15 protein-coding genes and 1 riboswitch are annotated in these 22,674 nt (G+C 43.9%); of the genes, 5 read left to right on the forward strand and 10 right to left on the reverse strand.

Translation table 11 applies throughout. The annotated features are described in order from the left end of the window. Positions 1 to 51: 51 nt before the first annotated feature. Both AC0VYE_RS28715 and AC0VYE_RS28720 read right to left on the reverse strand, forming a co-directional pair. Positions 52 to 1,473 carry an ABC transporter substrate-binding protein gene (locus tag AC0VYE_RS28715; RefSeq protein ID WP_076267172.1) on the reverse strand — a complete coding sequence of 474 codons (1,422 nt, stop codon included), beginning with the start codon at positions 1,471 to 1,473 and terminating at the stop codon, positions 52 to 54. A 650-nt stretch (positions 1,474 to 2,123) separates the two neighbouring features. Continuing rightward, positions 2,124 to 3,062 (reverse strand): hypothetical protein, encoded by a 939-nt coding sequence (locus AC0VYE_RS28720; RefSeq protein ID WP_475444057.1) that lies wholly within the window; start codon positions 3,060 to 3,062, stop codon positions 2,124 to 2,126. Positions 3,063 to 3,251: 189 nt separating this feature from the next. On the opposite strand from AC0VYE_RS28720, the gene AC0VYE_RS28725 reads away from it, so the two are divergent. Beyond that, positions 3,252 to 3,749 (forward strand): DinB family protein, encoded by a 498-nt coding sequence (locus AC0VYE_RS28725; protein WP_475444059.1) that lies wholly within the window; start codon positions 3,252 to 3,254, stop codon positions 3,747 to 3,749. An 86-nt stretch (positions 3,750 to 3,835) separates the two neighbouring features. On the opposite strand, the gene AC0VYE_RS28730 is transcribed toward AC0VYE_RS28725, so the two are convergent. Both AC0VYE_RS28730 and AC0VYE_RS28735 read right to left on the reverse strand, forming a co-directional pair. Further along, the gene (locus AC0VYE_RS28730; protein WP_475444061.1) at positions 3,836 to 4,036 is read right to left on the reverse strand and encodes a copper ion binding protein; all 201 of its coding nucleotides are present in this window, start codon (positions 4,034 to 4,036) and stop codon (positions 3,836 to 3,838) included. A gap of 23 nt (positions 4,037 to 4,059) precedes the next feature. Beyond that, a complete protein-coding gene (locus AC0VYE_RS28735) occupies positions 4,060 to 4,413 on the reverse strand; it encodes a metal-sensitive transcriptional regulator (RefSeq protein WP_475444063.1) in 354 nt (117 codons plus the stop codon). A gap of 184 nt (positions 4,414 to 4,597) precedes the next feature. Between AC0VYE_RS28735 and AC0VYE_RS28740 the strand changes: the two genes are divergently transcribed. From AC0VYE_RS28740 to AC0VYE_RS28750, 3 genes are all read left to right on the forward strand, one after another. Continuing rightward, positions 4,598 to 5,542 carry a hypothetical protein gene (locus AC0VYE_RS28740; protein WP_475444065.1) on the forward strand — a complete coding sequence of 315 codons (945 nt, stop codon included), beginning with the start codon at positions 4,598 to 4,600 and terminating at the stop codon, positions 5,540 to 5,542. A gap of 111 nt (positions 5,543 to 5,653) precedes the next feature. Continuing rightward, entirely contained in the window at positions 5,654 to 6,391 is a 738-nt protein-coding gene (locus tag AC0VYE_RS28745; protein ID WP_475449758.1) for a glycerophosphodiester phosphodiesterase, read from the forward strand. A 5-nt stretch (positions 6,392 to 6,396) separates the two neighbouring features. Further along, a complete protein-coding gene (locus AC0VYE_RS28750; RefSeq protein WP_475444067.1) occupies positions 6,397 to 7,599 on the forward strand; it encodes an SLC45 family MFS transporter in 1,203 nt (400 codons plus the stop codon). A 59-nt stretch (positions 7,600 to 7,658) separates the two neighbouring features. Here the strand turns inward: AC0VYE_RS28750 and AC0VYE_RS28755 are convergent, their stop codons facing one another. From AC0VYE_RS28755 to AC0VYE_RS28770, 4 genes are all read right to left on the reverse strand, one after another. Continuing rightward, positions 7,659 to 8,525 carry a YitT family protein gene (locus AC0VYE_RS28755; protein ID WP_076267179.1) on the reverse strand — a complete coding sequence of 289 codons (867 nt, stop codon included), beginning with the start codon at positions 8,523 to 8,525 and terminating at the stop codon, positions 7,659 to 7,661. A gap of 256 nt (positions 8,526 to 8,781) precedes the next feature. After that, positions 8,782 to 9,060: a hypothetical protein gene (locus AC0VYE_RS28760; RefSeq protein WP_076267180.1), complete on the reverse strand. Its 279-nt coding sequence runs from the start codon at positions 9,058 to 9,060 to the stop codon at positions 8,782 to 8,784. Between the two features lie 72 nt (positions 9,061 to 9,132). Further along, positions 9,133 to 10,872, reverse strand: coding sequence for an ABC transporter ATP-binding protein (locus AC0VYE_RS28765; protein WP_475444070.1), 1,740 nt, complete (start codon positions 10,870 to 10,872; stop codon positions 9,133 to 9,135). A 3-nt stretch (positions 10,873 to 10,875) separates the two neighbouring features. Further along, the gene (locus AC0VYE_RS28770; protein WP_475444072.1) at positions 10,876 to 12,600 is read right to left on the reverse strand and encodes an ABC transporter ATP-binding protein; all 1,725 of its coding nucleotides are present in this window, start codon (positions 12,598 to 12,600) and stop codon (positions 10,876 to 10,878) included. Positions 12,601 to 12,781: 181 nt separating this feature from the next. Further along, a riboswitch (ZMP/ZTP riboswitch) is annotated at positions 12,782 to 12,860 on the forward strand. 65 nt (positions 12,861 to 12,925) lie between these two features. Here AC0VYE_RS28770 and AC0VYE_RS28775 point away from each other — a divergent pair. Further along, a complete protein-coding gene (locus tag AC0VYE_RS28775; RefSeq protein ID WP_475444074.1) occupies positions 12,926 to 13,771 on the forward strand; it encodes a bifunctional 5,10-methylenetetrahydrofolate dehydrogenase/5,10-methenyltetrahydrofolate cyclohydrolase in 846 nt (281 codons plus the stop codon). A gap of 77 nt (positions 13,772 to 13,848) precedes the next feature. Here the strand turns inward: AC0VYE_RS28775 and AC0VYE_RS28780 are convergent, their stop codons facing one another. Beyond that, complete coding sequence (locus AC0VYE_RS28780; RefSeq protein WP_076267183.1) at positions 13,849 to 14,805, reverse strand: sugar-binding transcriptional regulator; 957 nt, start codon at positions 14,803 to 14,805, stop codon at positions 13,849 to 13,851. Positions 14,806 to 14,976: 171 nt separating this feature from the next. Further along, a complete protein-coding gene (locus AC0VYE_RS28785; RefSeq protein WP_475444077.1) occupies positions 14,977 to 22,221 on the reverse strand; it encodes a 5'-nucleotidase C-terminal domain-containing protein in 7,245 nt (2,414 codons plus the stop codon). Positions 22,222 to 22,674: the final 453 nt, after the last annotated feature.

Below are 22,674 nucleotides of genomic sequence, written 5' to 3' on the forward strand. Positions count from 1 at the left end.
GAATCATCCTTCAATGAAGGATGATTCGGTTTTCTGATAAAGGAAACAAAATTATTGGGCGAGCTCTTTAATCAGTTTTTCCTTTTCAGCCTTCAGCTTGTTCTCAATGTTTTCTTGCGTTTGCTGAATGGCTGTTTTTGAATCAACGTTTTTATCAAGTGCGGCTAATACACCTTCAACCCATAAAGGCCATGCTAAACCGTCAAGACGAGTAAAACGTCTAATAGGAATGAGGCTTGCAAGCTCATTGTAGAACTTGTAATCCTCTTGGTCGCCGAGGTAAGGATTTGTATGTGACAGGTACCATTCTTGGCTTGTAATATGCTTGTAATCCGGTTGAACCGATTGTTCAATCCATAGTTTCCACGCTGCTTCGGACGTTGTAATAAATTCTACGAATGCCCATGCTGCATCTTTATTGCTGCTTTGTGAAGGAATGACGAATGTCGATCCGCCCATACCTACGTTAAGCCCAAAAGGCATTGTTGTAGCTTTCCATTTGCCTTTTTGATCCGGGAAGTTGATTTCTAGATCACGTGCGCCGTAAGTTCCCGCTACGTACATTGGGGACTCGCCTTTTTTCACGCGCTGCTTGCCTTTGTCACTGTAGATGCCGTCATGCGGAGCAATTTTCAATTGGTTAACTTGTTTTGAAATATCGAGGAATTTTACGAACTCATCCGTGTTGCGAACCCAGTTCATTTCGCTGTCGTAGTATCCAAGTGAATCGCCTAACCAGTGAACGGGTGAATCACGCCATTCCATGGAATACTTTCCGTTTGCTTTCAACGTTTGAGCTAGTGTGAAGAAGTTATCTGGATCTTGAATGTATTCGCCAAGCTCGGCTGGATCAGATGGCAAGCCCAGCTCTTCAAAGATGTCTGCACGATAGTAAGTTACAGCAGGTGTAACATCCCACGGCATACCTAACAATTTGCTGCCGTCAATAGACGACCAGCGGTTCCAGTTATACTCCGATACAAGGCTTTGATATTTGCCCGCATCATATTGCGGTTGAAGCAAATCCTCCAGCACATTTCCTGTGCTATAGCGTGTAAACTGGCCTTGCTCAACAAGTGCAACATCCGGTGCTCCTTTGCCAGCTGCCAAAGTCGTTTGCAGCTTATCGTGCAAATCTCCGAACGGTACAAAAATCGTTTTCAGCTTAATATTCGGATAAACTTCATTAAACGCCTTTTGAAGCGCAGCATCCTTCTCTTTGTTGTCAAGGAACGTCCAGAACGTTACTTCACCTGCAATCGACGAATCAATGGAGGACTTGGCAGCCCCGCCATCAGGCTCAGAATTATTAGCGGCCGGCTCATTTGTAGACGCTTCCTTATTGCCTTCCGTATTCGCAGGCGTATTCTCTTTACCATTATTAACCGAGTTTTTACCTGCACCGCTGGAGCATGCCGTTACGAGCATAATAAGAGCCAACATAAAAATGAAAGTGCTTGTTAACTTTTTCATTTAAAAAAGCCTCCTCCGTAATTTTGAATAAAGCGTTTACATTTTATCCCTTAAACGATATAGTCATTAATGCCTTGTTTGATTATCGTTCATAGATGAGCAAACAGTGTTTAACACATTTGTTAATCAGAAGCATTTTTTGCAGGCATCAAAAACAATTTCTATTTTTTGTTTCTCTTGCTGCTATGACTCCCTCTAGTTATCAGCATTGTGAAGCTTAAATGACTCCAGCTTACTTTCACTGCTCAGCTTCTGTTTTGAATCAAACATAAGCAGCTCTTGACTTAACAGCCCAGTTTGCTTATATTCTAGTTAATTTATTAACCGTATAGCGCGAACCTATATTATTGCATTAAAACATACGTAAACTTATTTAGCTCAAGCTTCACCTCCATGAGAAATAACTATTATGTTAATCGATTAATAATTATGTTACATGATTTAGTTTAACACGTATTTTTACGTTTTCAAGTACTAAAATTCGATTGAAGCAAAATTTTCGTTCAACTTTTTTCAATGCAGAATCACATTTTTATTAACAATCTGCTTATTACCCGCTGGACTGCCTCGTTTTTCATGTTTAAGCACAAAAAAATCACCCATTTCTGAGTGATTAGCATTTATATAAATATTTAATGTTGATCATTTCTTTACTCTGCCTCAATCGTAAACGGAACAATAAATGTTTTTCCTCCACGCTGAAATTGTCCCCAAATTTTATATAACCCCGGTTCAGGGAAACGAGTGGAGAATTCAGCGGTCGGTCCACTTCGGTTGTCATTCTTCGGATGGACATGCAGGTAACGGCTCATGTCTTCGCTCAAAATAACAACATGTCCGATAGCCCCTAAATAAGGCTGTAAATCAGTAATCGGTTCTTTCGTTTTTTCATCGCTTAACGTGAATATCAAATCTGTCTCTTGATCGGCTTTGAATGAGGAAGCCTTCAAGGAGACAGCAATACCATCAACGATTTTTGTTAAGTTTTTATCCTTCTTCAGCGGCTCCTGAGCTTGCTTTTCTCCTGACACCTGTAGATGGGACGTAACCGTCATCTGCGGAGAACCTGTTGGAATAAAATCTGCGTACAGCTTATAGTTTCCACTCTTGTTGAAGGATGCAGCTACCTCGAACTTACCTTTTCCTTTATACTCCGGATGAATATGCATGAACTCCTTCAAATCCTCGCTTACGAGAATGAGATGCATGAGCTTCTCATGATTGACATCATATTTTTCAATCGCCTTTCCCGCTTGATCATAAAGAAACAGCTCGATATTTGTTTCTTTCCCAGGACCAGGGCGCACTGGATAATAACGCCATTCCAGCTTAATATCGGCTGCTGACATTTGTTTTAAGTCGTTGTGGCCGCTATGATTTTCCGAAGTCTCATGTTCTATCTCATCACCCTCTGTTTTAGCAGTGTGACCACGATGTTCATCTGCGACAGCAGCATTGCTCACAGCATGCTGGGAATGCTCATTCCCTGCCGGGCTTCCGCAGCCCGCCGCAAGCAAGCCAAGAATTATGAATCCCGCAGCTACTGTCCGCTTCCGATACTTTTTTGTATGCAAAGCCGATTTATTCATAACCATTCACCTCATGCTTTAAAATCTAATCTCATCCATTATTGCCCATCGTCCTCAGCCTCAATCCTGCTAACGGACGATAGTAAGCGTTATCCCAGTGCTTAGAATAATGTAATAAATAGTACCAAGTCATAGTACCTTGTTATATGATTATAGTAGATATTACCATCCGCTTAAGGAGAGGATCAGATGGATGATTTTAATGAGTATTTATCTACAACTAGAGAGAAATTTTTAAATGAAATATCATTCCTAGATGACGATGAATTCAATCGTACATTTGAAACTTCAATGTGGAGTATAGCTCAGGTTTGCCATCATTTATTGAAAACGGAAAATTTGTTTAGAAAGGCCATTTTATTCGGGCTTAAGCAAAAGATTTTATCCAAAACCGAACGACAGCCTATTGAGATTGTGTTGGATAAGTCGGTGAAGTATCAAGCTCCCCAAATTTCAGAACCTGATTCAGGACCATTCCAAGTATCACAGATCATTCAATTATTAAGCGAATCAAGAATTAAATTAATGGATGTTCTTGTTAAGATTGAGGATAAATCTATTGTGGAGGAAATAGCAGTGAATCACCCGAGGTTTGGCAGCTTGCCATTAGATCAATGGATCGAACTGCTATATTTGCATGAGCAGCGGCACACCGAGCAAATTAAAGATTTAAAAGCACTTCGTTAATATAAACGTTATATTTATTGCTTGCATAGTAAACGAAATCAGAACCAAAAAAAGAGGGGCTGTATTCAGCCCCTACCTGCTTTATTTTATACGATGTCGTAGCCTTGATCCTCGATCGCAGCTTTTACCGCCTCTATCGTAACCTTCGATTCGTCGAAATCGACTGTTACTTTCTTGTTTGCCAAATCCACCTTGCCTACCGCTCCTGCATTTGCAACGGCCTTCTCAACCGAACTGACACAGTGACCGCATGTCATACCCTCTACCTTCAATACTGCGTTTGCCATCCTTAAAATCCCCTCTCCGTCTATTATTTCATTAGTTTGTTAACGGTTATTAGCAATTCATCGATAACTTCACTCTCGCCAGCTTGAATACGTTCAATTACGCAGCTTCGCATATGTCCTTCAAGCAGCAGCTTGCCGACACTGTTCAGAGCGGATTGTGCTGCCGCAATCTGATTAAGCACGTCATCGCAATACGTATCCTTCTCTATCATCGCCTTAATGCCTCTAATTTGTCCTTCAATACGGTTCAAGCGCTTTGTTAAATTGTCCTTCATTTGTGAGGAGTGATGACTCTTCCGCGGACCATTTGGGTCGCAGCAGTCATCTGGCGGATGGGAATGCTCATGACTCCCATCGATTATTACTTCATTGTCCATTTCGCATACCTCCATGGGGTATTACTTAATAAATTCATCATATCATACCCCTTAGGGGTATGTAAATACTCTTTTCAATAATGTAAATTTATCCCTTATATGACACTTTTATTCTTTTCTCTATTATGCTACGATCATCCTCGTGTTCATCCTAAACCATATCGAATCGGAGGAATATCAGTTAATGGATTATTATGCACATGTCAAATGGTTTACAGACATCATCGCGGAGAAACAACCGCTTGCCGCCATTCTTTCTCCTTTTTTCATGAAGCTGGCAATGATCATCACCGCTCTGCTCGCCGTGCTAACCAAATTCCTTCCTGAGTTTTCGAGCTCCAATTTGTCTACAAAAGTGGACCGTCAGCTCGTTAAGCTCCGGCGATATTCCTTACCTATCCTAAAGTACGGCACAGCTGCTGCTCTTCTCATGCAAGCAGCTTCCGGAACACGCTTCGCACTGGAATTTAAGCTTACAGACGGCTGGCAAACGATCCTCATGTGGGCTGCAATCATATTACTGCTTATTCCGCGGCATTATGCAACAAAAATTGGTGCGCTTGTGCTGCTCGTTCTGTTCATTGAAACAGGCATTGAAGCAGGAATATTTCATATGCTTGATTATGGTTTTTATTTGGCCATTATCGGCGCATTGCTGCTCGAGCGGACCAAACAATCCGAATGGGGATTCCCCCTTCTCTATTTGGGAACAGGCTTATCGCTTTGCTGGGTCGCCGTAGAGAAATGGATTTACCCGACAATGGCAGAGGACATTATTATGAAACATCACGTACCCACGTTTGGTTTTGATACCTCACTCTTTATCGTCATGGCTGGTTTTATTGAATTTGTGGTCGGTTATTTACTCGTAATCGGTATTTTAAACCGAATGTTGTCTGTGGCGCTAACCTTCATTTTCATCTCCGCAACGATGCTATTTGGCATGAAAGAGCTGATCGGTCATTTTATGATACACATCGTACTTCTTTTGTTTATTATCGAAGGCGCTTGCATCTATAAGAAACCGCTCTCAGTATATCGCACGACCTTCACGCAAATGGTGTTTGTACCGCTTAATTTTGTTTTCGTGCTGGCTACCTACCTCCTCCTTTATTACCGCTTCGCTTAACTCTTATTGAAATCATTCCGAAGCCCGCTTTTTTTTCGTGTTTGACACAGCCATAATATTACTTCTATATAGTTAGTAATAGACTCTATTGTGCAGAAAGGATGAATCGTTATTAAAACTATTATTAATTTCGCCCATCGCGGAGCAAGCGGCTATTGTCCCGAAAACACGCTCGCTGCATTCAAGAAAGCCATTGAGCTAGGTGCTACTGGCATCGAAATTGATGTTCAACTAACAAAGGACGACCAAATCGTTATCATTCATGATGAATCACTAATGCGGACAACCGGCTTGAACAAGCTTGTGAAGGATACAACATACGAGGAGCTTACGTCACTCGATGCTGGCAGCTGGTTTGCCCCCGCCTTCCAAGCCGAACGAGTTCCACTTTTAGAGCAGCTTCTTGAGCTCCTCCGTCATACGGATATCATTTTAAATATCGAACTTAAAAACGGTATCATCCAGTATCCAGGTTTGGAGCAAAAGGTAATTGACATGGTTCGAGCCTACGAAATGGCTGATCGCATCATCCTATCCAGCTTCAATCATTATTCGCTCTTTCTCTGCAAGCAGCTGGCGCCTGAAATTCGTACTGGTGTTCTGTATATGGAAGGGCTTTATCGTCCTTGGGAATATGCGGCGACGCTTCAGGCTGATGCACTGCATCCTTTCAAATACGCTGTAACGCCAGAATGGACAGCTTCCGCCGCTGAGCATGGCATTGCCTACCATCCCTTTACGGTTAATGATGCGGAAGAGATGGAGCGACTCATAGACGCAGGTGTAAACGGCATCATTACGGATTATCCTGATCGATTGGCTGAGGTGCTGATAAGGAGAGGGGCATAAGCGGTATGAAAAAAACATGGCTGCTCGGGTTCGGTTTTTTTAGCATCAGCATTACATGGGCGCTTTACAACGCATTCGTCCCCTTTTTTCTCGATAAGTTTTTGACGAGTACGGCGCTGATTGGATTTATGATGACGATCGATAACTACTTTGCTCTTTTTTTGCAGCCATGGATTGGAAGCCGCAGTGATCGCACAAACACACGCCTTGGCAGAAGAATGCCCTATTTGCTCATCGGCATGCCGCTTGCAGCCTTGTTCGGTGCGCTCATCCCGTGGCACACAAGCTTGCTCACGCTCGTATTGTTTATGGTGCTTATGAATCTGTCGATGAGTTTGTACCGTTCCCCGACCGTCGCGCTTATGCCCGACATCACTCATGACAGCAAGCGTACAAAAGCAAACGGCATTATTAACTTCATGGGCGGCATCGGCTCCATTATCGCTTTCGCAGGAGGCTCGTTTCTATATGAGAAGCATCACTCACTCCCTTTTCTAGTTGCATCCATTTTAACGCTTATTTGTTTAGTCATTCTCTTGAATAACATAAAAGAAAAACGTGATGCACTCTCTTATTCGCCTGCTGAGGAGAAAACAAAAATATCGTTCAAAGAACAATGGAACCGTCCTACGATGTTTTTGCTTGGCGCAATTTTCTTCTGGTTTCTTTCCTATCAAGGGGTTGAAGCCTTCTTTACTCTGTACGGCACAAAGCATTTACAGCTGACCGAAGGCCAATCATCATTTTCGCTTGCCTTCTTCTCACTCGCTTTTGTAGCTGCCGCCATTCCAAGCGGACTGCTTGGCAACCGCTTCGGCAAAAAGCTTATTATCACGCTAGGAGTTATTGGCCTCATCGTTATTTTTGCAGCAATCTCCTTCGCGGACGCGCTGCTCCCGCTTCGTACCTTGCTTATTGTCGGAGGCATCTGCTGGGCGATGATCAACATCAATTCCTATCCGTTTATCGTTTCACTCGGCAAAGAGCAAAGCATCGGTACACGGACAGGCATCTATTACTTAATCTCTTCACTTGCTGCTATCGCTTCACCGCCGCTCATGGGCGGCTTGATTGATCTGCTTGGATATTCCGTGCTGTTCTATTTCTCATCAGGAGGCATGGTTATTGCGCTCTTGTTTCTGCTATGTGTAAAAGACAAGGGTCTCGCTAGGAGTGTGAGTGATCCATCTATTTCGACAAGCTTATAATATAAAAAAAATCCGGCTGCGCGTCTTCTGACGTCGCAGCCGGATTTTATTGTTATGCCTTAGTGGATGCTGCCTTTGCTGAATCCGCCGCCCATGACGTCGGATACATGCTCGATAGCAATAAAGGCATTCTCATCGATGGATTGCACGATAGCTTTGAGCTTCGCAAGCTCAAGTCGGGATACGACGCAATAGATCATTTGCGTTTCATCCTTCGAATAGCCGCCGCGCGCTTGGATCAATGTCGTTGTACGACCTAAACGGTCAATAATCGCTTGCGATACCTCATCATATTCAGAAGAAATAATCGTTACCGATTTCGACTCATCGAGACCTTCCACAACGATATCAATTAATTTAATCGCTATATAATATGTAAACATCGAGTACATGGCTGAATCCCATTCAAACACAAATCCCGCAATTACAAAAATGATAACGTTAAATATCATGATAATTTGTCCGACTGGCATACGCATTTTCTTCGAAATCAGGATCGATACAATTTCTACGCCATCCAGCGAGCCGCCAAAACGTATTGCAAGACCAACTCCTGCACCGAGAATAAGACCACCGAACAAAACAGCAAGCAGCTTTTCTTCTGTAAATGCTTCAACGTGATGGAGCAATGATGTCGTGATCGACATGACGATAATGCCATAAAGGGTTGAGATCGCAAACGTTTTCCCAATTTGTTTGTATCCAAGAATTAGGAACGGTACGTTTACTACGAACAAGAACACGCCGAGTGGAAGCGATGTGAGGTGCGCCAACATAATCGATATACCGGCAATGCCACCATCGATTACATTATTCGGAACAAGAAACAATTCGAGTGCGACGCCCATTAAAATCGAACCAATCGAGATAAAAATAAACCGCTTAAAAATTTCTAAAGAAGATAACCCCTTATGCGTTTTTGCCAACTGCCCATCCTCCGTTTTCCCGATTTCATCCTATAACTTTAGCATAAAAAAGCATTTTTTTCAAAAACGCATGTACCTCGTTTAGAACATATGCTGTACTATCCTGTCCTTATTCCGTCGCAATAACCGTGCAAAACATCTATTTTCAGCTAGTGTTTACAAAAATATTATAAACTTTCCAACACAAGAAGAACTGCCTCAGCCAGCATGCGCTTAGAAGCAGTCCTTCATAGACTTACCTTTTTGTGCTCACAGATTAGTCTACGTAACCTGCAAGGCCTTTGTCCATCAAATAATCCATTTCTGCGTCCAAGATCGATTCCACAACCAGCTCGTTCGACTTTACATCAGGACGGCTCAGTACATAATCTACGAGCTCGTCGCCGTCAATATCTACCTCGCCATTTTTATCTTCCTTCGCGCTGCCGATGAACGCTTGCTCATGCTTTAATACAAGCTTAATCAGCTTCTCATCCGCATTTGTTTCGTTTGCTATATACTGCAAAAGTTCTTGCTCGTTCAGTTGTTCTGTCATCGTCTGTCATCTCCTAATTGTATCGCTCGTCTCATTGTACCACATTCATATGACCTTTATGAGACCGTACGTCTATACTTGTTGTAAAAATTGACTGCCATGCAGTTGATCATACAACCCTTTTTTGGCGAGCAACTCATCATGTGTACCGCGCTCCGCGATTTCACCATCTTTAATAAATAAAATGGTATCCGCATTTCGTATGGTACTGAGTCGGTGCGCAATAACGAAGCTCGTTCTGCCGCTAAGCAGCTTCTTCATCGCTTCTTGAATTTGGAGCTCAGCCAGCGTATCTACACTGCTCGTTGCTTCATCGAGTATAAGCAGCGCAGGATCTCCAAGAATGGCCCGAGCAATCGTGATAAGCTGGCGCTGCCCGTGGCTTATGTTCCCGCCTTCCGCTGTCAATTCGGTCTCATAGCCTAGCGGAAGCTTCGTGATGAAGCTACTCGCATTCGCTTGGGCAGCCGCCTCCTCCACCTCTTCATCGGTAGCATCCAGCTTGCCATAGCGGATATTTTCACGAATGGTACCCGAGAACAAATGGGCATCCTGCAGCACGATTCCAAGCTGTTTGCGCAAGCTGTTTTTGTCTATCGTGCAAATGTCTTCGTCATCAATCAGTATTTGACCGTCCTTAATCTCATAGAATCGCCCAATCAGATTAATGATCGTAGTCTTGCCCGCTCCAGTTGGACCCACTAGCGCAACGGTCTCTCCCGGCTTCGCAATAAAGGAGATGTTATTAAGCGCTGCGGTTCCGTCGTTATATTCAAAACGCACATCACGAAACTCTACCTTGCCGCCAATTGATTCCATCTCTTTCACGGCCTCGGGTTCTTCATATTCTGATGGAATATCCATCATTTCAAACACCCGCTCCGCGCCTGCTACCCCCGACTGAATCATGTTATATTGATTGGCAACCTCATTCAAAGGGCCTGAGAATTGCTTTGAATAACCGAGAAAGCTTATGATGACGCCCACTGTTGCATGGTCATGAATTGCCAGCCAGCCGCCGACACCTGCAATGATCAAATAGCTGATATGACCAAACATGTTCATGAACGGGCCCATCGTACCCGAATAAATTTGAGCTTTTGTTCCGACTTTCTTCAGCTTGGCATTAGCGGCGCTGAACTGCTCCGCCATTCGCTCCTCTTGATGAAACAGGGCTACGACCTTCTGCCCTGATACCGTCTCCTCGATAAAGCCGTTAAGCCCGCCAAGCTCCTGCTGCTGTCCTTTGAACTGACGCTGTGTTACCTTAGCAATTCGTTTCGTTACCATAACAATGACCGGAATAACAATGAGTGCTACAAGCGTTAGCCACACATTTAAGAAAAGCATCATCGCGAACGAGCCTATGAGCATGATAACGCTCGATATAATTTGAATTAAGCTTTGATTCAGCGTATTCGTAACATTGTCGATGTCATTCGTCGTACGACTCATGAGTTCACCGTGGTTTTTACTCGCAAAAAACGGAATAGGCAGCTTTTGCAAATGATTAAATAATTCCTTGCGAAGACTCCATACGGTCCGCTGCGATACATCAGCTAAATAAATGGCTTGAAGCCAGCTGACTAAGCTGCCAGCCGCGTATATGCCAAGCATAAGCAAACAAATAGAAAGCAGCCCCTCGTATCGATTCGCTACAATATAATCATCCAAAGCTTTGCCCAAAAAATAAGGACCGGCGAGCGTAAGCCCTGCGGCAACTATCGTTAGTGCAATAACCGCCAGCAATCTAGCGCGGCCATGAAGCAAATAAGTTCCAATTCTTCTTAATGTCGTTAGCGTATGATTCATCTATCAAGCTCCTTGCTGGGAAAAGGCCATTTTCTGGTATAGCTTGCTTTGTTCAAGAAGCTCCTGATGCGTGCCAATTGCAGTAATTCTTCCATCCTCAAGCACAATAATCCGATTTGCCTGCTGTACGGATGCAATTCGCTGACCAATGATAAGACAAGTGCTGCTCTTCATAATCTCTTGCAATGATTTGCGTATGAGTAAATCCGTTCTCAGATCAACCGCGCTTGTACAATCATCAAGGATGACAATTTTAGGTTTCAGCAGCAACGTCCGAGCTATGGACAACCGCTGCTTTTGGCCGCCGGACAGATTGACCCCGCGCTGGCCAAGCAGCGTATCGTAGCCATTCTCCAGCTTCATAATAAAGGCATGAGCCTCAGCAGCCTTGGCTGCTGCCTCTATTTCATCCTGACTCGCATCCGGTTTGCCATAGCTGATATTGTCACGAATGGTTCCACTGAATAGATGCGCCTGCTGAAGCACCATACCGATATGGCTATGCAGCTCTGCAGAAGCGATCTCGTTAATCGGATGGGAATCAATGCGAATCATCCCCTCTGTCGCTTCATAGAACCTTGGTATAAGGCTGACCAGCGTTGATTTTCCTGAGCCGTTTACTCCTACGATCCCAATTGTCTCGCCTGGCTCTATATCCAGATCTATGTCGTGAAGTATGTTTTTCTCCGAGCCTTCATAGCTGAAGCTCACATGGTCAAACGTAATTCTGCCAGCCTGTATTTTCTTGGACTGCTCGTTAGCTTTTCGTTCAGCTGTCCATTTATCTGCCGGTACCTCCAATATCTCGTTAATGCGGTCAGCAGAAGCCTTCGCCCGAGAGATTGCAATCAATTGATTTCCAAGTCCTAGAGTAGAGAAGAGAAGCTGTGTAATATAAGTTAAAAAGGCGGCGAGACTGCCCACCGACAGCGCCCCGTGCTCAGTGAGCATTCCCCCATACCATAATGCAGCTACAATACTAAAATTAAGAATGATCGACACAAGCGGCGTATTAAGCGCAACGATCTTAGCTGCTTTTAGACTGGCATGCAGTAAATTTGAGTTCGTTTCATTAAAACGTTCTTCCTCGTAATCGGACCTTACAAATGCTTTCACAACGCGGATACCAGACAAATTCTCTTGCATCACGGTATTCACTTGATCAAGCCGGTGCTGCATCATTGAAAACAAAGGAACGGTAATCCGAGTTGTAATGATGAGGAATAGAGCTAATAAGGGTATCATTGCGAGCAAAATAATAGAAAGGCGCGGGCTTATTACAAAAGCCATGACCAGACTGCCGATAATAATAAATGAACTGCGTGCAAATACGCGGAGCAGCAGCAATACTAAGCTCTGAATTTGTGTGACATCACCCGTCAGTCTCGTCACGATAGAGCCTGAACCAAAACGGTCAAGCGATCGAATCGACAGCGACTGGATTTTTTGAAACAGCTCCTGCCTGAGATCAGCCCCAAAGCTTTGTGATGCTATCGTCGAGAACACCGTGCAACCGACACCTGCTATTAGTCCGATTAATGCGGCGATCAGCATTTTGGGCGCGGTGCTCGCGATTGCTGTGAGATCCCCCGCTATAATGCCCTCATTCACAATGCTCGCCATGAATTGCGGCTGCAGCAAATCCATAAACACCTCTAGCAGCATAAACAATGGTGCAAGCACAGCGCTAAGCCAATATTTCCTCAAAAATCTAGTGAGCTTTAACAACTTATCACCTCTATCTCCCATCATTTTGCGCAAACTGCAATAAAGAGGGCAGCGCGACCCGCTCCCTCTTGATAAAGTAATTATAGCATCCATCCTCTCATTTCTACACCTAAATAATCATAAAATAACGTTAATGACTCGCTTTTGAACTTTCCACCTGTTAAAATCAAAATACCATTAAAAAGCTGTGCGTAACTGGCGGAACATGGATAGCCATGAGGAAGCGCACAGATCATTAGCCGTACGCCTGGGCAAAGGTAAGGGGACATACCCCTTGCCTTTTTATGTTTTTTTAACATCTATTTATAAGGGGCTGAGGTAGAAGATGACGGAAAAATTGATTTTGGATGGAGCCATTGTGGCCGATGCAATTAAAGAGCAGCTAAAAGCAAGAGTGGAGACTCTAAGCAAGCGAGGAATCATTCCATGCTTAGCGACAATACTGGTGGGCGATGACCCTGCCTCTGAAACCTACGTTCGAATGAAGGGCAATGCATGCAAGCGGCTTGGCATTGATTCCAAACGTATTCATCTGAACAAAAACATATCCACAGATGATTTGATTGACGTTATTTTGCATCTTAATGAAGACCCGCTTATTCACGGCATCCTCTTGCAGCACCCCGTTCCGCATCAAATTGATGAGCGTGCTGCCTTTGAAGCGATTAGTATCCATAAGGATGTTGATGGTGTAACCGCGCTAGGTTTTGCTCAAAATGCATTTGGTTATGCCCAGTATCCGTCATGTACCCCTGCTGCTATTATGGCTATTCTTGATTACTATGACATCAAGGTTGAAGGCAAACATGCCGTCGTCGTTGGACGAAGCCCGATTCTAGGCAAACCCGTTTCTCAGATGCTGCTGAACCGCAATGCAACCGTAACAACCTGTCATTCCAAAACAGAAAATTTAGCGGAGCTATTGCGCCTTGCCCATATCGTCGTTGCTGCAGTCGGCAAACCAAGCTTTATTCAAGGCGAATGGATTCGCGATGGCGCTGTAGTACTTGATGCAGGGTACAATAAAGGGAATATTGGGGACGTTGACTACGAGGCATGCCTAGCAAAAGCAAGTGCGATCACCCCTGTGCCAGCAGGCGTAGGTCCTGTTACGATCGCCACGCTTCTGAAGCATACGGTTGACTCCGCTGAGCGATTTGCACTTCAATAAGAGATATAGGAAGAAAAACGAGGGGATCTTATTTGCTGCTTTGCAGCTAAGATCCCCTCGTTCGTTCTATAGGATGTCTACACATCCCGTTCTAATAAATACCTCGCTGTAAACTGATCGGTAATGAGTACATTCGTGTAGCCGCCGCGCAGCGCGCCATAAATGCCATCTACCTTCTTCGCACCGCCCGCCACAAGTATCGACTGGTCCTTGCGCTTCAGTTCATCGAGACTGATTCCAATCGTGCGCTGGTTCATGAGTGTTGAACAAATATTGCCTGTAATATCGATATAGCGTGAGCATATATCGCCAGCTGCCTTCTCGCGAATAATTTCCAGATCGGAATCTGTGAAATAATTGGCTCTAATTAATACAGAATCATCCGTAGGGGCTCCCACGGTTACAACGGCAATATTAGAAAGCTTTCCTAGCTCCAAAATATTGCGGATATGGCGATCCGATTCAATCGTCCGCTTGACAACCTCATGGTCAACAAGCGCCGGCAGCGGAATAAAGTAAGGTATCGTATGGAAAGCCTTGCCGAATAAATGAACAATTTCATAAGCGTATGTATTGGTTTCTGAATGGCTAACCCCGCCGTTGAGCTGTACGACCTTAACGTCGCGAACCGGCTTATCCTTAAGCTGAGAAGCCATTTGAAAGAGCGTCGTTCCCCACGTTGTCGCAATGATATCGCCATCTTTTACCGTATCGTATAAATAGTTCGCTGCCGCTTCGCCAATATACCTCTTTACGATGCTGTCCTCATACTGCGGCACAGAAACGATAACCGCTTTTTTCAGCCCAAACTTCGCTTCCAAACGATTCGCCAGAACAAAATTGTTTTCGTTCGGGTGTACGATTTTTATTTGAACGTACCCCTCATCCTTCGCCTGCTGTAAAAATCTTGATATCGTAGGGCGCGATACCCCCAGCTTCTGAGCGATTTCTTCCTGATTATAATCCAGTTCATAATACAGCCTTGCTACATCAATCATTTTGCTAAGCTTATCATCCAGTCGATCATCAGCCATCCAAGTTTCACTCTTTCTATTTATGTCTAGAAATGCAAACGGTATCTACTCCCTCTAATTTAACATAGGTTTCAAATGAAGTGTCGCCTTCTTTGTATGAAAACAACAAAACTTAGCAAAAAAAACGTCCCACCCCACTCATAACAAGTGGAATGGGACGCTTTGGCTTAATTAAATTCCGTTTCTTCCTTCATACTCTAGTGCGGACAAAATCAGTGTAACCACATCTGCTCTTGTTGCATTTTTCTTAGGTGCAAATTTATTGCCGCCCATGCCTGCTACTAGTCCTTCGGCTTGAGCCGCAGCGATATAAGGACGTGCCCATACAGGAATGTCACTCAAATCAGCAAACGTCGGCTTCGCCTTCGGATCAACTTTAATGCCTAATGCGCGAACAAGAATAACGGTCATTTCCGTTCGTGTTAATTCACTTGATGGTCGAAGCGTGTTATCCTCGTAGCCTGCAATGACCTTATCCTCGATAAGCTGTGCAAAGAAGGAGCGTGCCCATGCAGGAACTTTATCTGCATCTGCAAAGTCCAGCTTGCTCGTCGACGATTCAAGCTTCAGCGCTCTGCCTACCATTGTAATAAATTGTGCTCTTGTTGCTGTGTCTCCAGGGTGGAACGTACCGTCTCCATACCCATTAACAAAACCAATTTCCACTGCCTTCGCAATAGCATCTGCAGCCCAGTGGCCGCGTACATCACTAAAAGTGATGGTTGGCGTCGGTGTTGGTGTCGTCACCGGCGGTGTCGTCGGTGTTGGCGTTGGCGTTGGTGTCGGCGTCGTCACCGGCGGTGTTGTTGGTGTTGGAGTAGGTGTTGGAACTACAACATTCACATCAACAATACGTCCTTCTGTCGTTGCATTAATCGTACCTAATTGATTGATATACTCCAAGAATACCTCGTAGTCAACAATGTTCATTTCGTGCTGACGTCCAGCATCTTTGGCTTGCTTCATCGAGCGATAGAAATCGCCGCCATTAGCCATAAATGAGTTTGTTGCTACAAAATAATAAGCATTCAAATCAATTGCACTGTAGCTGCCGTCTGCGTTTTTAATTTCAACCTTCGTAATGCGTTCCCCAGCCTGCTTAAGCTTTCCGTCTGCATCCAATATTTCAGGGTTCTTATTAGAATCGTAGTAGAAGCGCATGCCCGATACTTGCGGGAAGCGGCCTTCTCCAGTTTTGATTCCACTTACGCCATTCTCAAGGGCTGCAACTATTTCTTGCCCCGTCATTCGAAGCGCTGTAAGGTTGTTTCCGAAAGGCATCACCGTAAGCAATTCACCCATCATGATGTCACCATCCACTTTACCCTCAGCGGTTTTCTTAATTGATTCGCGAATACCTCCGCCATTCTGAATGCCAACATAACCTTTTACATCCAATTGCTTCAATGCCTCGTTGCTGTTTACGAAGCTTTTTACTTTTGAGACCATTCCGTCTGTGATCAAGTTTCCTAAGTTGGTTTCTTTTGACCGTACAGAATTACGATCACCATCCAGGAACACATTTGTTTTACCGATGACTTGCTTCTGAATATCGGCAACACCCGCACTGTATGGCTTCAACATTTCAACAGCTTCCGGGTCCGCTGCATAGTCGCTAATTGTAAGCAGCTTGCCATTCCATGCGGTCAATATCCCTTTGTTATTGAATTCGAGGTCCAAGCGGCCTAAATAATTTCCATATTGTTCTGCCTGTACAACGAGTGTCGGTTCTCCCGCAGCATGATATACAAGCGGTGCGTCAACCTTCGTGTGGCTATGTCCACCGACGATAACGTCGATGCCCGTAACCTTCTCAGCCAATACTTTATCAAATTCATTTCCTAGATGCGTCAATGCCACAATCTTATTGATGCCTTCTTTTTGGAGCATTTTGACCGTTTCTTCAGCTTTCTTAATATAATCCTCGAACACAATATTATCTCCTGGCGAAGCAAGGAATTTTGTGTCCTCCGTTGTTAAGCCGAATACGCCGATCTTTTGCCCGCCTTCATCCAATATAATCGCGTCATAAATTTTACCTTTCGCAGCCGGTTTACCGATTGCCTGATCAGACACAAGTCCGTTCAGTGCAGTTTCCTTGCTGAAGTCGATATTTGAGCTTACAAACGGGAACTCTGCTTTTTTGATAAAATCAGCAAGAACGGATGGACCTTTATCGAATTCGTGGTTTCCGAATACCATCGCGTCATAACCAATCTTATTCATAAACTCCAAGTCCGCTTGACCAAGATATTTGTTGAAGAAGAGCGTACCTGAGAACACATCTCCTGCATCAAGCAAGATAGAGTCTTTTACTTCTGCACGAATTTCTTTAATCGCTGTAAAACGTTTTGCAATCGAATCAAGGTGAGCATGCGTGTCGTTAACATGCATAATCGTTAGCTTGAATGGATCGTTCTCACCTGGAAGCGGTTCGCCTTTTAGATCTGTAATACGGCCTTCAACAGCTGAAGTTGCTGCCGTGATCGTTCCAAGCTTCTGAATGTAGCTCGTAAATACTTCATAGTCCGGCAAATACAATAAGTTTACGCGTCCTTCTTTATAAGCCTTCTCAAGTGAAGCATAGAAATCTCCGCCTTTGGCCGTAAAAGCATTTGTCGCAACTTCATATTTTGCTTTCAAATCAATCGGAACGTAGCTATCTCCGTTTTTCACTTGAATGCGCACTACACGCTCGTTTACTGGTTTAGTCGAGTCATAGTCAAAACGCATTCCAGCGATATGCGGGAAGCGACCGTCCTTAGTCGTTGTAATCGTAGACACACCGTTTTCCATTGCGTCCTTGATTTCTTGGCCCGTTAAAGTGATCGTAACCAAATCGTTATTAAATGGAAGAACGGTTAATACTTCCCCTTGAGTGATCGGCCCCTCACTAATCGTTTCACGTATTCCGCCGCCATTTTGCAGCGCAATGACCGCATTTGTTCCTGCCGCTTTCGCTGCTGCCAGCATACCGTCAGCGATCAAATTTCCAAGGTTCGTTTCTTTTGAACGAACATCAGCACGAAGGCCATTCAATATAACATCCGTATTTCCTACTACCGTTTTTGACATCTCAACAACGCCGGGCTTATACTTCGATTCTAAAATTTGTTTAGCTTCGGTATCCTCAGCAATGTTAAATTCCTTACCTGTCATCGCATCGATGGATATCAGTTGATCATGCCATTTGGTTAGAATACCTTCATCGTTAAAGCTCACTTCAAGCTTGCCAAGGAACTGGCCTTTTTCACCCGTTTGAACGATAAGCTTTGGTGCGCTCGGATCCGAATTGTCGACAACTGCTGCATCTAATTTCGTATGACTGTGTCCTCCGACAATGATATCGATACCTTGCACCGCTTTAGCAAGCTCCACATCTGCCTCATAACCAATGTGAGATAAAACAATGATTTTGTTAATGCCTTTTCCTTGAAGCATAGCAACTGTCTCTTTGGCTTTCTCGACTGCATTTTCGAAAGTTACATCGCCCGGTGAAGCGATATTAGCCGTATCTTCCGTGGTAAGACCAATGATTCCGACTTTCGCACCATTAATATCTTTAATAAGTGCCGGATATATGGTTGCACCAACGGTTCCATTGCCAATTTCGTTTTTGAACAATTCGTTCAAAACAACATCTTTCGAAAAATTCACATTTGATGAAACGAAAGGAAACGTTGCATTTTTAATAAAATCAGCAAGTACATTCGAATTTTTGTCAAATTCATGATTACCGAAGGTCATCGCATCGTATTTAACTAAATTCATAAATGCAAGGTCCGCTTGTCCCAGGTATTTGTTGAAATACAGCGAGCCTGAGAACACATCTCCAGCATCGACCAGAATCGGATTCTTCGAGCTTGCTTTCGCTTCCTTAATCGCCGTCACACGGCGTAAGATATTGTTCGGTACGCTCGTCGTATCTAAATCCAAATTCGCATGCGTATCATTTGTATGCAATACGGTCATTGCAAATTCTTTCTTTTTCTTAGCTGAAAGATCCAACTGCGCGAGAAGCGGATCATGATCGCTAACTCTGCCCTGTTCTGTAGAGAAATCTGCATTGACATGTACTACGTCGATTTCTGCTTTTGTCCCATTTGCTTTATCCACGAGAATGTGATCAAGCGTTTGAGAGTTACCGTCATAGATATACGAGTAACGTTCTGAAACCGGCAGCGTATCAACAAGATTCGTTAATTCATTGCCTTTAATTTTGTTCAGTGTACCTGAGAATTGGAAATCGTTAAAGTCGCCTAACACGACTACGCTTGCTTCTGGGTCTTTCGTTGTCAATTCCTTCACGAAGCTGTTAACAGCTTCCGCTTGCTTCGCGCGCTGTACTTCGCTGCTGCGAACAACCGGCTGAACATCGCCCCAAGGCTTGCCGTCTCCACCTTTTGAATTCAGATGGTTCGCAATCGCAACAACTCGTTTTCCTTGGAACATAAATTCTGCTACAAGCGGTTTACGAGATGAAGCAAATGTTGAAGCGTCATCAGAGCCAATACGGCCAGGATTTTGCGTTAAGCCGCCAATTCCGTCTACCTTAATTGTTGATTTGTAATCGCCTTTCGTTCCTTGAGCAAGCGTTACACGGTCGTCTTTATACAAGAAACCAACGCGGATATTACCGCCAGGAGCGCCGCCATCTTTATTTCTCTCAGGAGCGATGTCTGTATAAGAATACGTAGGTCCGCCTTTTGCTTTAATCGCATCAATCAGCGTTTTGAAGCTTTGGGCAGCATCCGTATTTTCAGTATCCTTTTCGCCATCGTTGTCTTGTACTTCCATTAAACCGATAATGTCTGGCTGCTTCATATTCGTTACAATAATTGAAGCAATTTTTGCAGCTTTAGCTGTTTGATCTGCGCTGAAGTTTTCCACATTAAATGTAGCAATCGTCAACTTGTCCGGGTTCGGTACAATATTCGTTACCTTCTGGACGTTTGCGCTGCGTACGATAGTTGGCAAAGCTTGTGTAGGCAGCAGTTTATACAGATCACCAGCGTATTGAATAACGCCAACGATATTGCCGTTAAAAGCATCGCCAGTTTTAATCTCTGCACCAGCTGGCTTTGATCCGCCTACATACAGCTTCTGCGGGTTCAAGCTGCTATCAATTGCAGACAAACCATTTCCTTGCAATACAATTCCGCCTACAGCGGTTTTCACTGGATTGTTAGCACCATTATCAAACGTAATTGGAGTTACCGCATTCGCGTAAGGTCCAGTAATCGTTGGATTTTTCACTTCAACGAGCATGCTCTCCAAACTCTCGAAGAAATCAATTGCATCGTTTTCTGGGTTGAACTTACTGAAGCTGTCGGTATCGATCAGGTTAGGAATGATTCGACCGCCTGTTCCTACCAATGTAGCTTTAGGAAGCTGGTTATCGCTCGATACCTTAGTGATTGTTGATGCATTGATTTGCGTTACAGTCAAAGATGGACTGTTTCCAAATTCCTCTACAGTACCTGTGACTGATACTCCATCCTTAACAGCTAGGCCATGTGCTGGCTTGTACACCTGAATAGCCTCGGACGTATTCGAATTCTCATCCTGATCCGCATCAGGTGCCTGCATGTAGAAGGAATTCGCGCTGACCGAAGTAATAATACCAGTAACATTCGAAACCTTTACATTGGTATAGATCGATTTATGCGTCTCACCTTGAATTGTATGAATGGCAATACCATTCGTATTTTCTAATACTTTATACGTAAACGTCGATACATCACTTGTCACTCCACCATCTGTTACGACTGCTTTAATGACCATATCCGCATTTACAACAATGGCTTTCGTATAAAGCGTTCCTGTTGTAGCTGTAGGAACAGTTCCGTCTGTCGTGTAACGAATCACACCACCCGGAACTAGTGAGCTTAGCGATACAGCTCCTCCAGCGTTAATGCCGCCTGACGGAATGCTCGCTTGAACAGCCAACCGTTTCTCAACAATGTCTAGTGTATTACGCGGCAATAATTCCAATCCTACACTGGAATGGAACGTCATAACGCCAGTAACCTGCTCGAAAGTTTTACCTGCCACGAACGAAGCATCGGAAGAATAAATAATAACTTTGCCGCCATTCACAGCATCGGTAGCTGTAACAACGCCGCTGGCAACACTTTCAACTTTAATATTTTTGACTTGAACCAAACGACCTTCGAATTTGTTGCGATTTTCAGTCGTTTTGCCAAAGCTCGAAGAATCAACAACGATCTGATCTGGAATAGGAGCAGAACCCGTTACTTTTGCATTTTCAGCAGATGCCTCCAATTGAAGCAATCCCGAAAATTCAGTCAGCTTGCCGTAAGCCTCAATCATGTCGCCCGGTTGTGCGGAGACGCTGTTTGGAACTCTGACAATAATGCCTCCGTTTTGATCCTGTACAAAAAGATTTACAAAAGCGCCTGAATCCGCTCGATGTGTTACAACACCACTAAGCGTTACGCTTGTACCAAGTGCAGCCGCACGTGCTTGCGCGATAGTCACTAGTGTAGATATCGTATAAGAATATTCACGCAAAGCACTATTTGGAAAACCTTCTTTTTTGGCATAAGTATGAACCGTTGTAGGCGCATCAATTTTAATTTCTGTTACATTCGGTTGATACCATGTAAAGTCCTCTGGAGCAACTTGCGTTTCTCCTGCACCGTATACACTGTAGTAAACACTAGCGCCAACCGTTGGCGTCGAGAGCTTAATGATTGTACCCGGAAGTACAGCTCCTTCGTTTACGTCTGGCGTTACTGCTTCAATTTTGTCAGAAACAACGCCGTAAGAGGAGTTGCGCGGGTCAGGAGTGCCCACTTCGAAATCCGCTTTATTGTTATCAGTGTCCTGAGCGCGATTGCCTTTACGAATCACTGCTGTAACATTAGTAAGTGAAGTACCAGCAGAACCTGTTCCTTCAAACTCTGGACTGGTACCATAACCAACCAGATCGATAATATTATTTTTACTATCTACTAGCTTTACCTTTCCACCCGCTGCGCCCAAGGCTAGGGTACCAGTATCATCCGGGCTAGGCAGGTTAGGAGCATTAACATCTGCACCTGCAGACTGTTGAATTAAATAATATTTTCCGGCTCCTATCGTAACATTCTTTAATTGCATGAAACTCTCCGGCCATACTCCCACCAACGAAGTTGCCGATCCGTAAAACAATTTCATTTCATTTAAGGAAATTTCTTTATTCGTCGGGTTGTAAAGCTCAATAAAATCTTGCTTAAACGTCGAGCCAGTTCCGTTTCCCCCACTACCATACACTTGTGAAATAACGATATTATCTCCTGCAGGCGACGCCTGAACCGGCGCACCTAAGCTGCCGAGCGTACCTCCAACCAAAAGAAGAGCCGCTAACAGCATGCAAGCTTTTCTTTGTATTCGTATGACCAATTTGTGCATCCTACATTTTCCCCTCTCCACAACCATTAATGAATAAAATAGTTTACCCAACAATTAGATTAGCTACAAAGTGTAATCACAACATCAAAATGAAATTAAGTTCTCGTAAACATGCACATTTGTTCATAGATGGCAATAAAAAATCCCCTTACTCCAAAAGCATGCATAACATCCGTGAACAGACTATTTGCATTGATGAAGGAAGGGGATTTCAACTTCGGGCCCAAAGTTTATGAACCATCTACTTTTAAATGTAATGTAAACTAACACAAGACTTTATGGAGAGTATACAACGGAACATTTTTCCTGTCAATTGGTAGAAGGATTTGTTTTAAAAAGACTGAAATTGTGTTTTAAGTACCATGTACATAACTTAACATGTAACTTTAATGGGTCATTTTGTCTATTTTAAAAATGCCGAAGTGGTTCTTTCCGTATATTCAAGCTTAATGT

This window comes from Pristimantibacillus sp. Z349TD_6 (assembly GCF_056173205.1).

Excerpts from the sequence above, each read along its gene's own strand:
- AC0VYE_RS28780 (WP_076267183.1), bottom strand. The coding sequence starts at position 14,805 with ATGGCTGATGATCGACTGGATGATAAGCTTAGCAAAATGATTGATGTA.
- AC0VYE_RS28715 (WP_076267172.1), bottom strand. The coding sequence starts at position 1,473 with ATGAAAAAGTTAACAAGCACTTTCATTTTTATGTTGGCTCTTATTATG.
- AC0VYE_RS28785 (WP_475444077.1), bottom strand. The coding sequence starts at position 22,221 with ATGCACAAATTGGTCATACGAATACAAAGAAAAGCTTGCATGCTGTTA.
- AC0VYE_RS28725 (WP_475444059.1), top strand. The coding sequence starts at position 3,252 with ATGGATGATTTTAATGAGTATTTATCTACAACTAGAGAGAAATTTTTA.
- AC0VYE_RS28775 (WP_475444074.1), top strand. The coding sequence starts at position 12,926 with ATGACGGAAAAATTGATTTTGGATGGAGCCATTGTGGCCGATGCAATT.
- AC0VYE_RS28730 (WP_475444061.1), bottom strand. The coding sequence starts at position 4,036 with ATGGCAAACGCAGTATTGAAGGTAGAGGGTATGACATGCGGTCACTGT.
- AC0VYE_RS28750 (WP_475444067.1), top strand. The coding sequence starts at position 6,397 with ATGAAAAAAACATGGCTGCTCGGGTTCGGTTTTTTTAGCATCAGCATT.
- AC0VYE_RS28765 (WP_475444070.1), bottom strand. The coding sequence starts at position 10,872 with ATGAATCATACGCTAACGACATTAAGAAGAATTGGAACTTATTTGCTT.
- AC0VYE_RS28735 (WP_475444063.1), bottom strand. The coding sequence starts at position 4,413 with ATGGACAATGAAGTAATAATCGATGGGAGTCATGAGCATTCCCATCCG.
- AC0VYE_RS28720 (WP_475444057.1), bottom strand. The coding sequence starts at position 3,062 with ATGAATAAATCGGCTTTGCATACAAAAAAGTATCGGAAGCGGACAGTA.
- AC0VYE_RS28740 (WP_475444065.1), top strand. The coding sequence starts at position 4,598 with ATGGATTATTATGCACATGTCAAATGGTTTACAGACATCATCGCGGAG.
- AC0VYE_RS28760 (WP_076267180.1), bottom strand. The coding sequence starts at position 9,060 with ATGACAGAACAACTGAACGAGCAAGAACTTTTGCAGTATATAGCAAAC.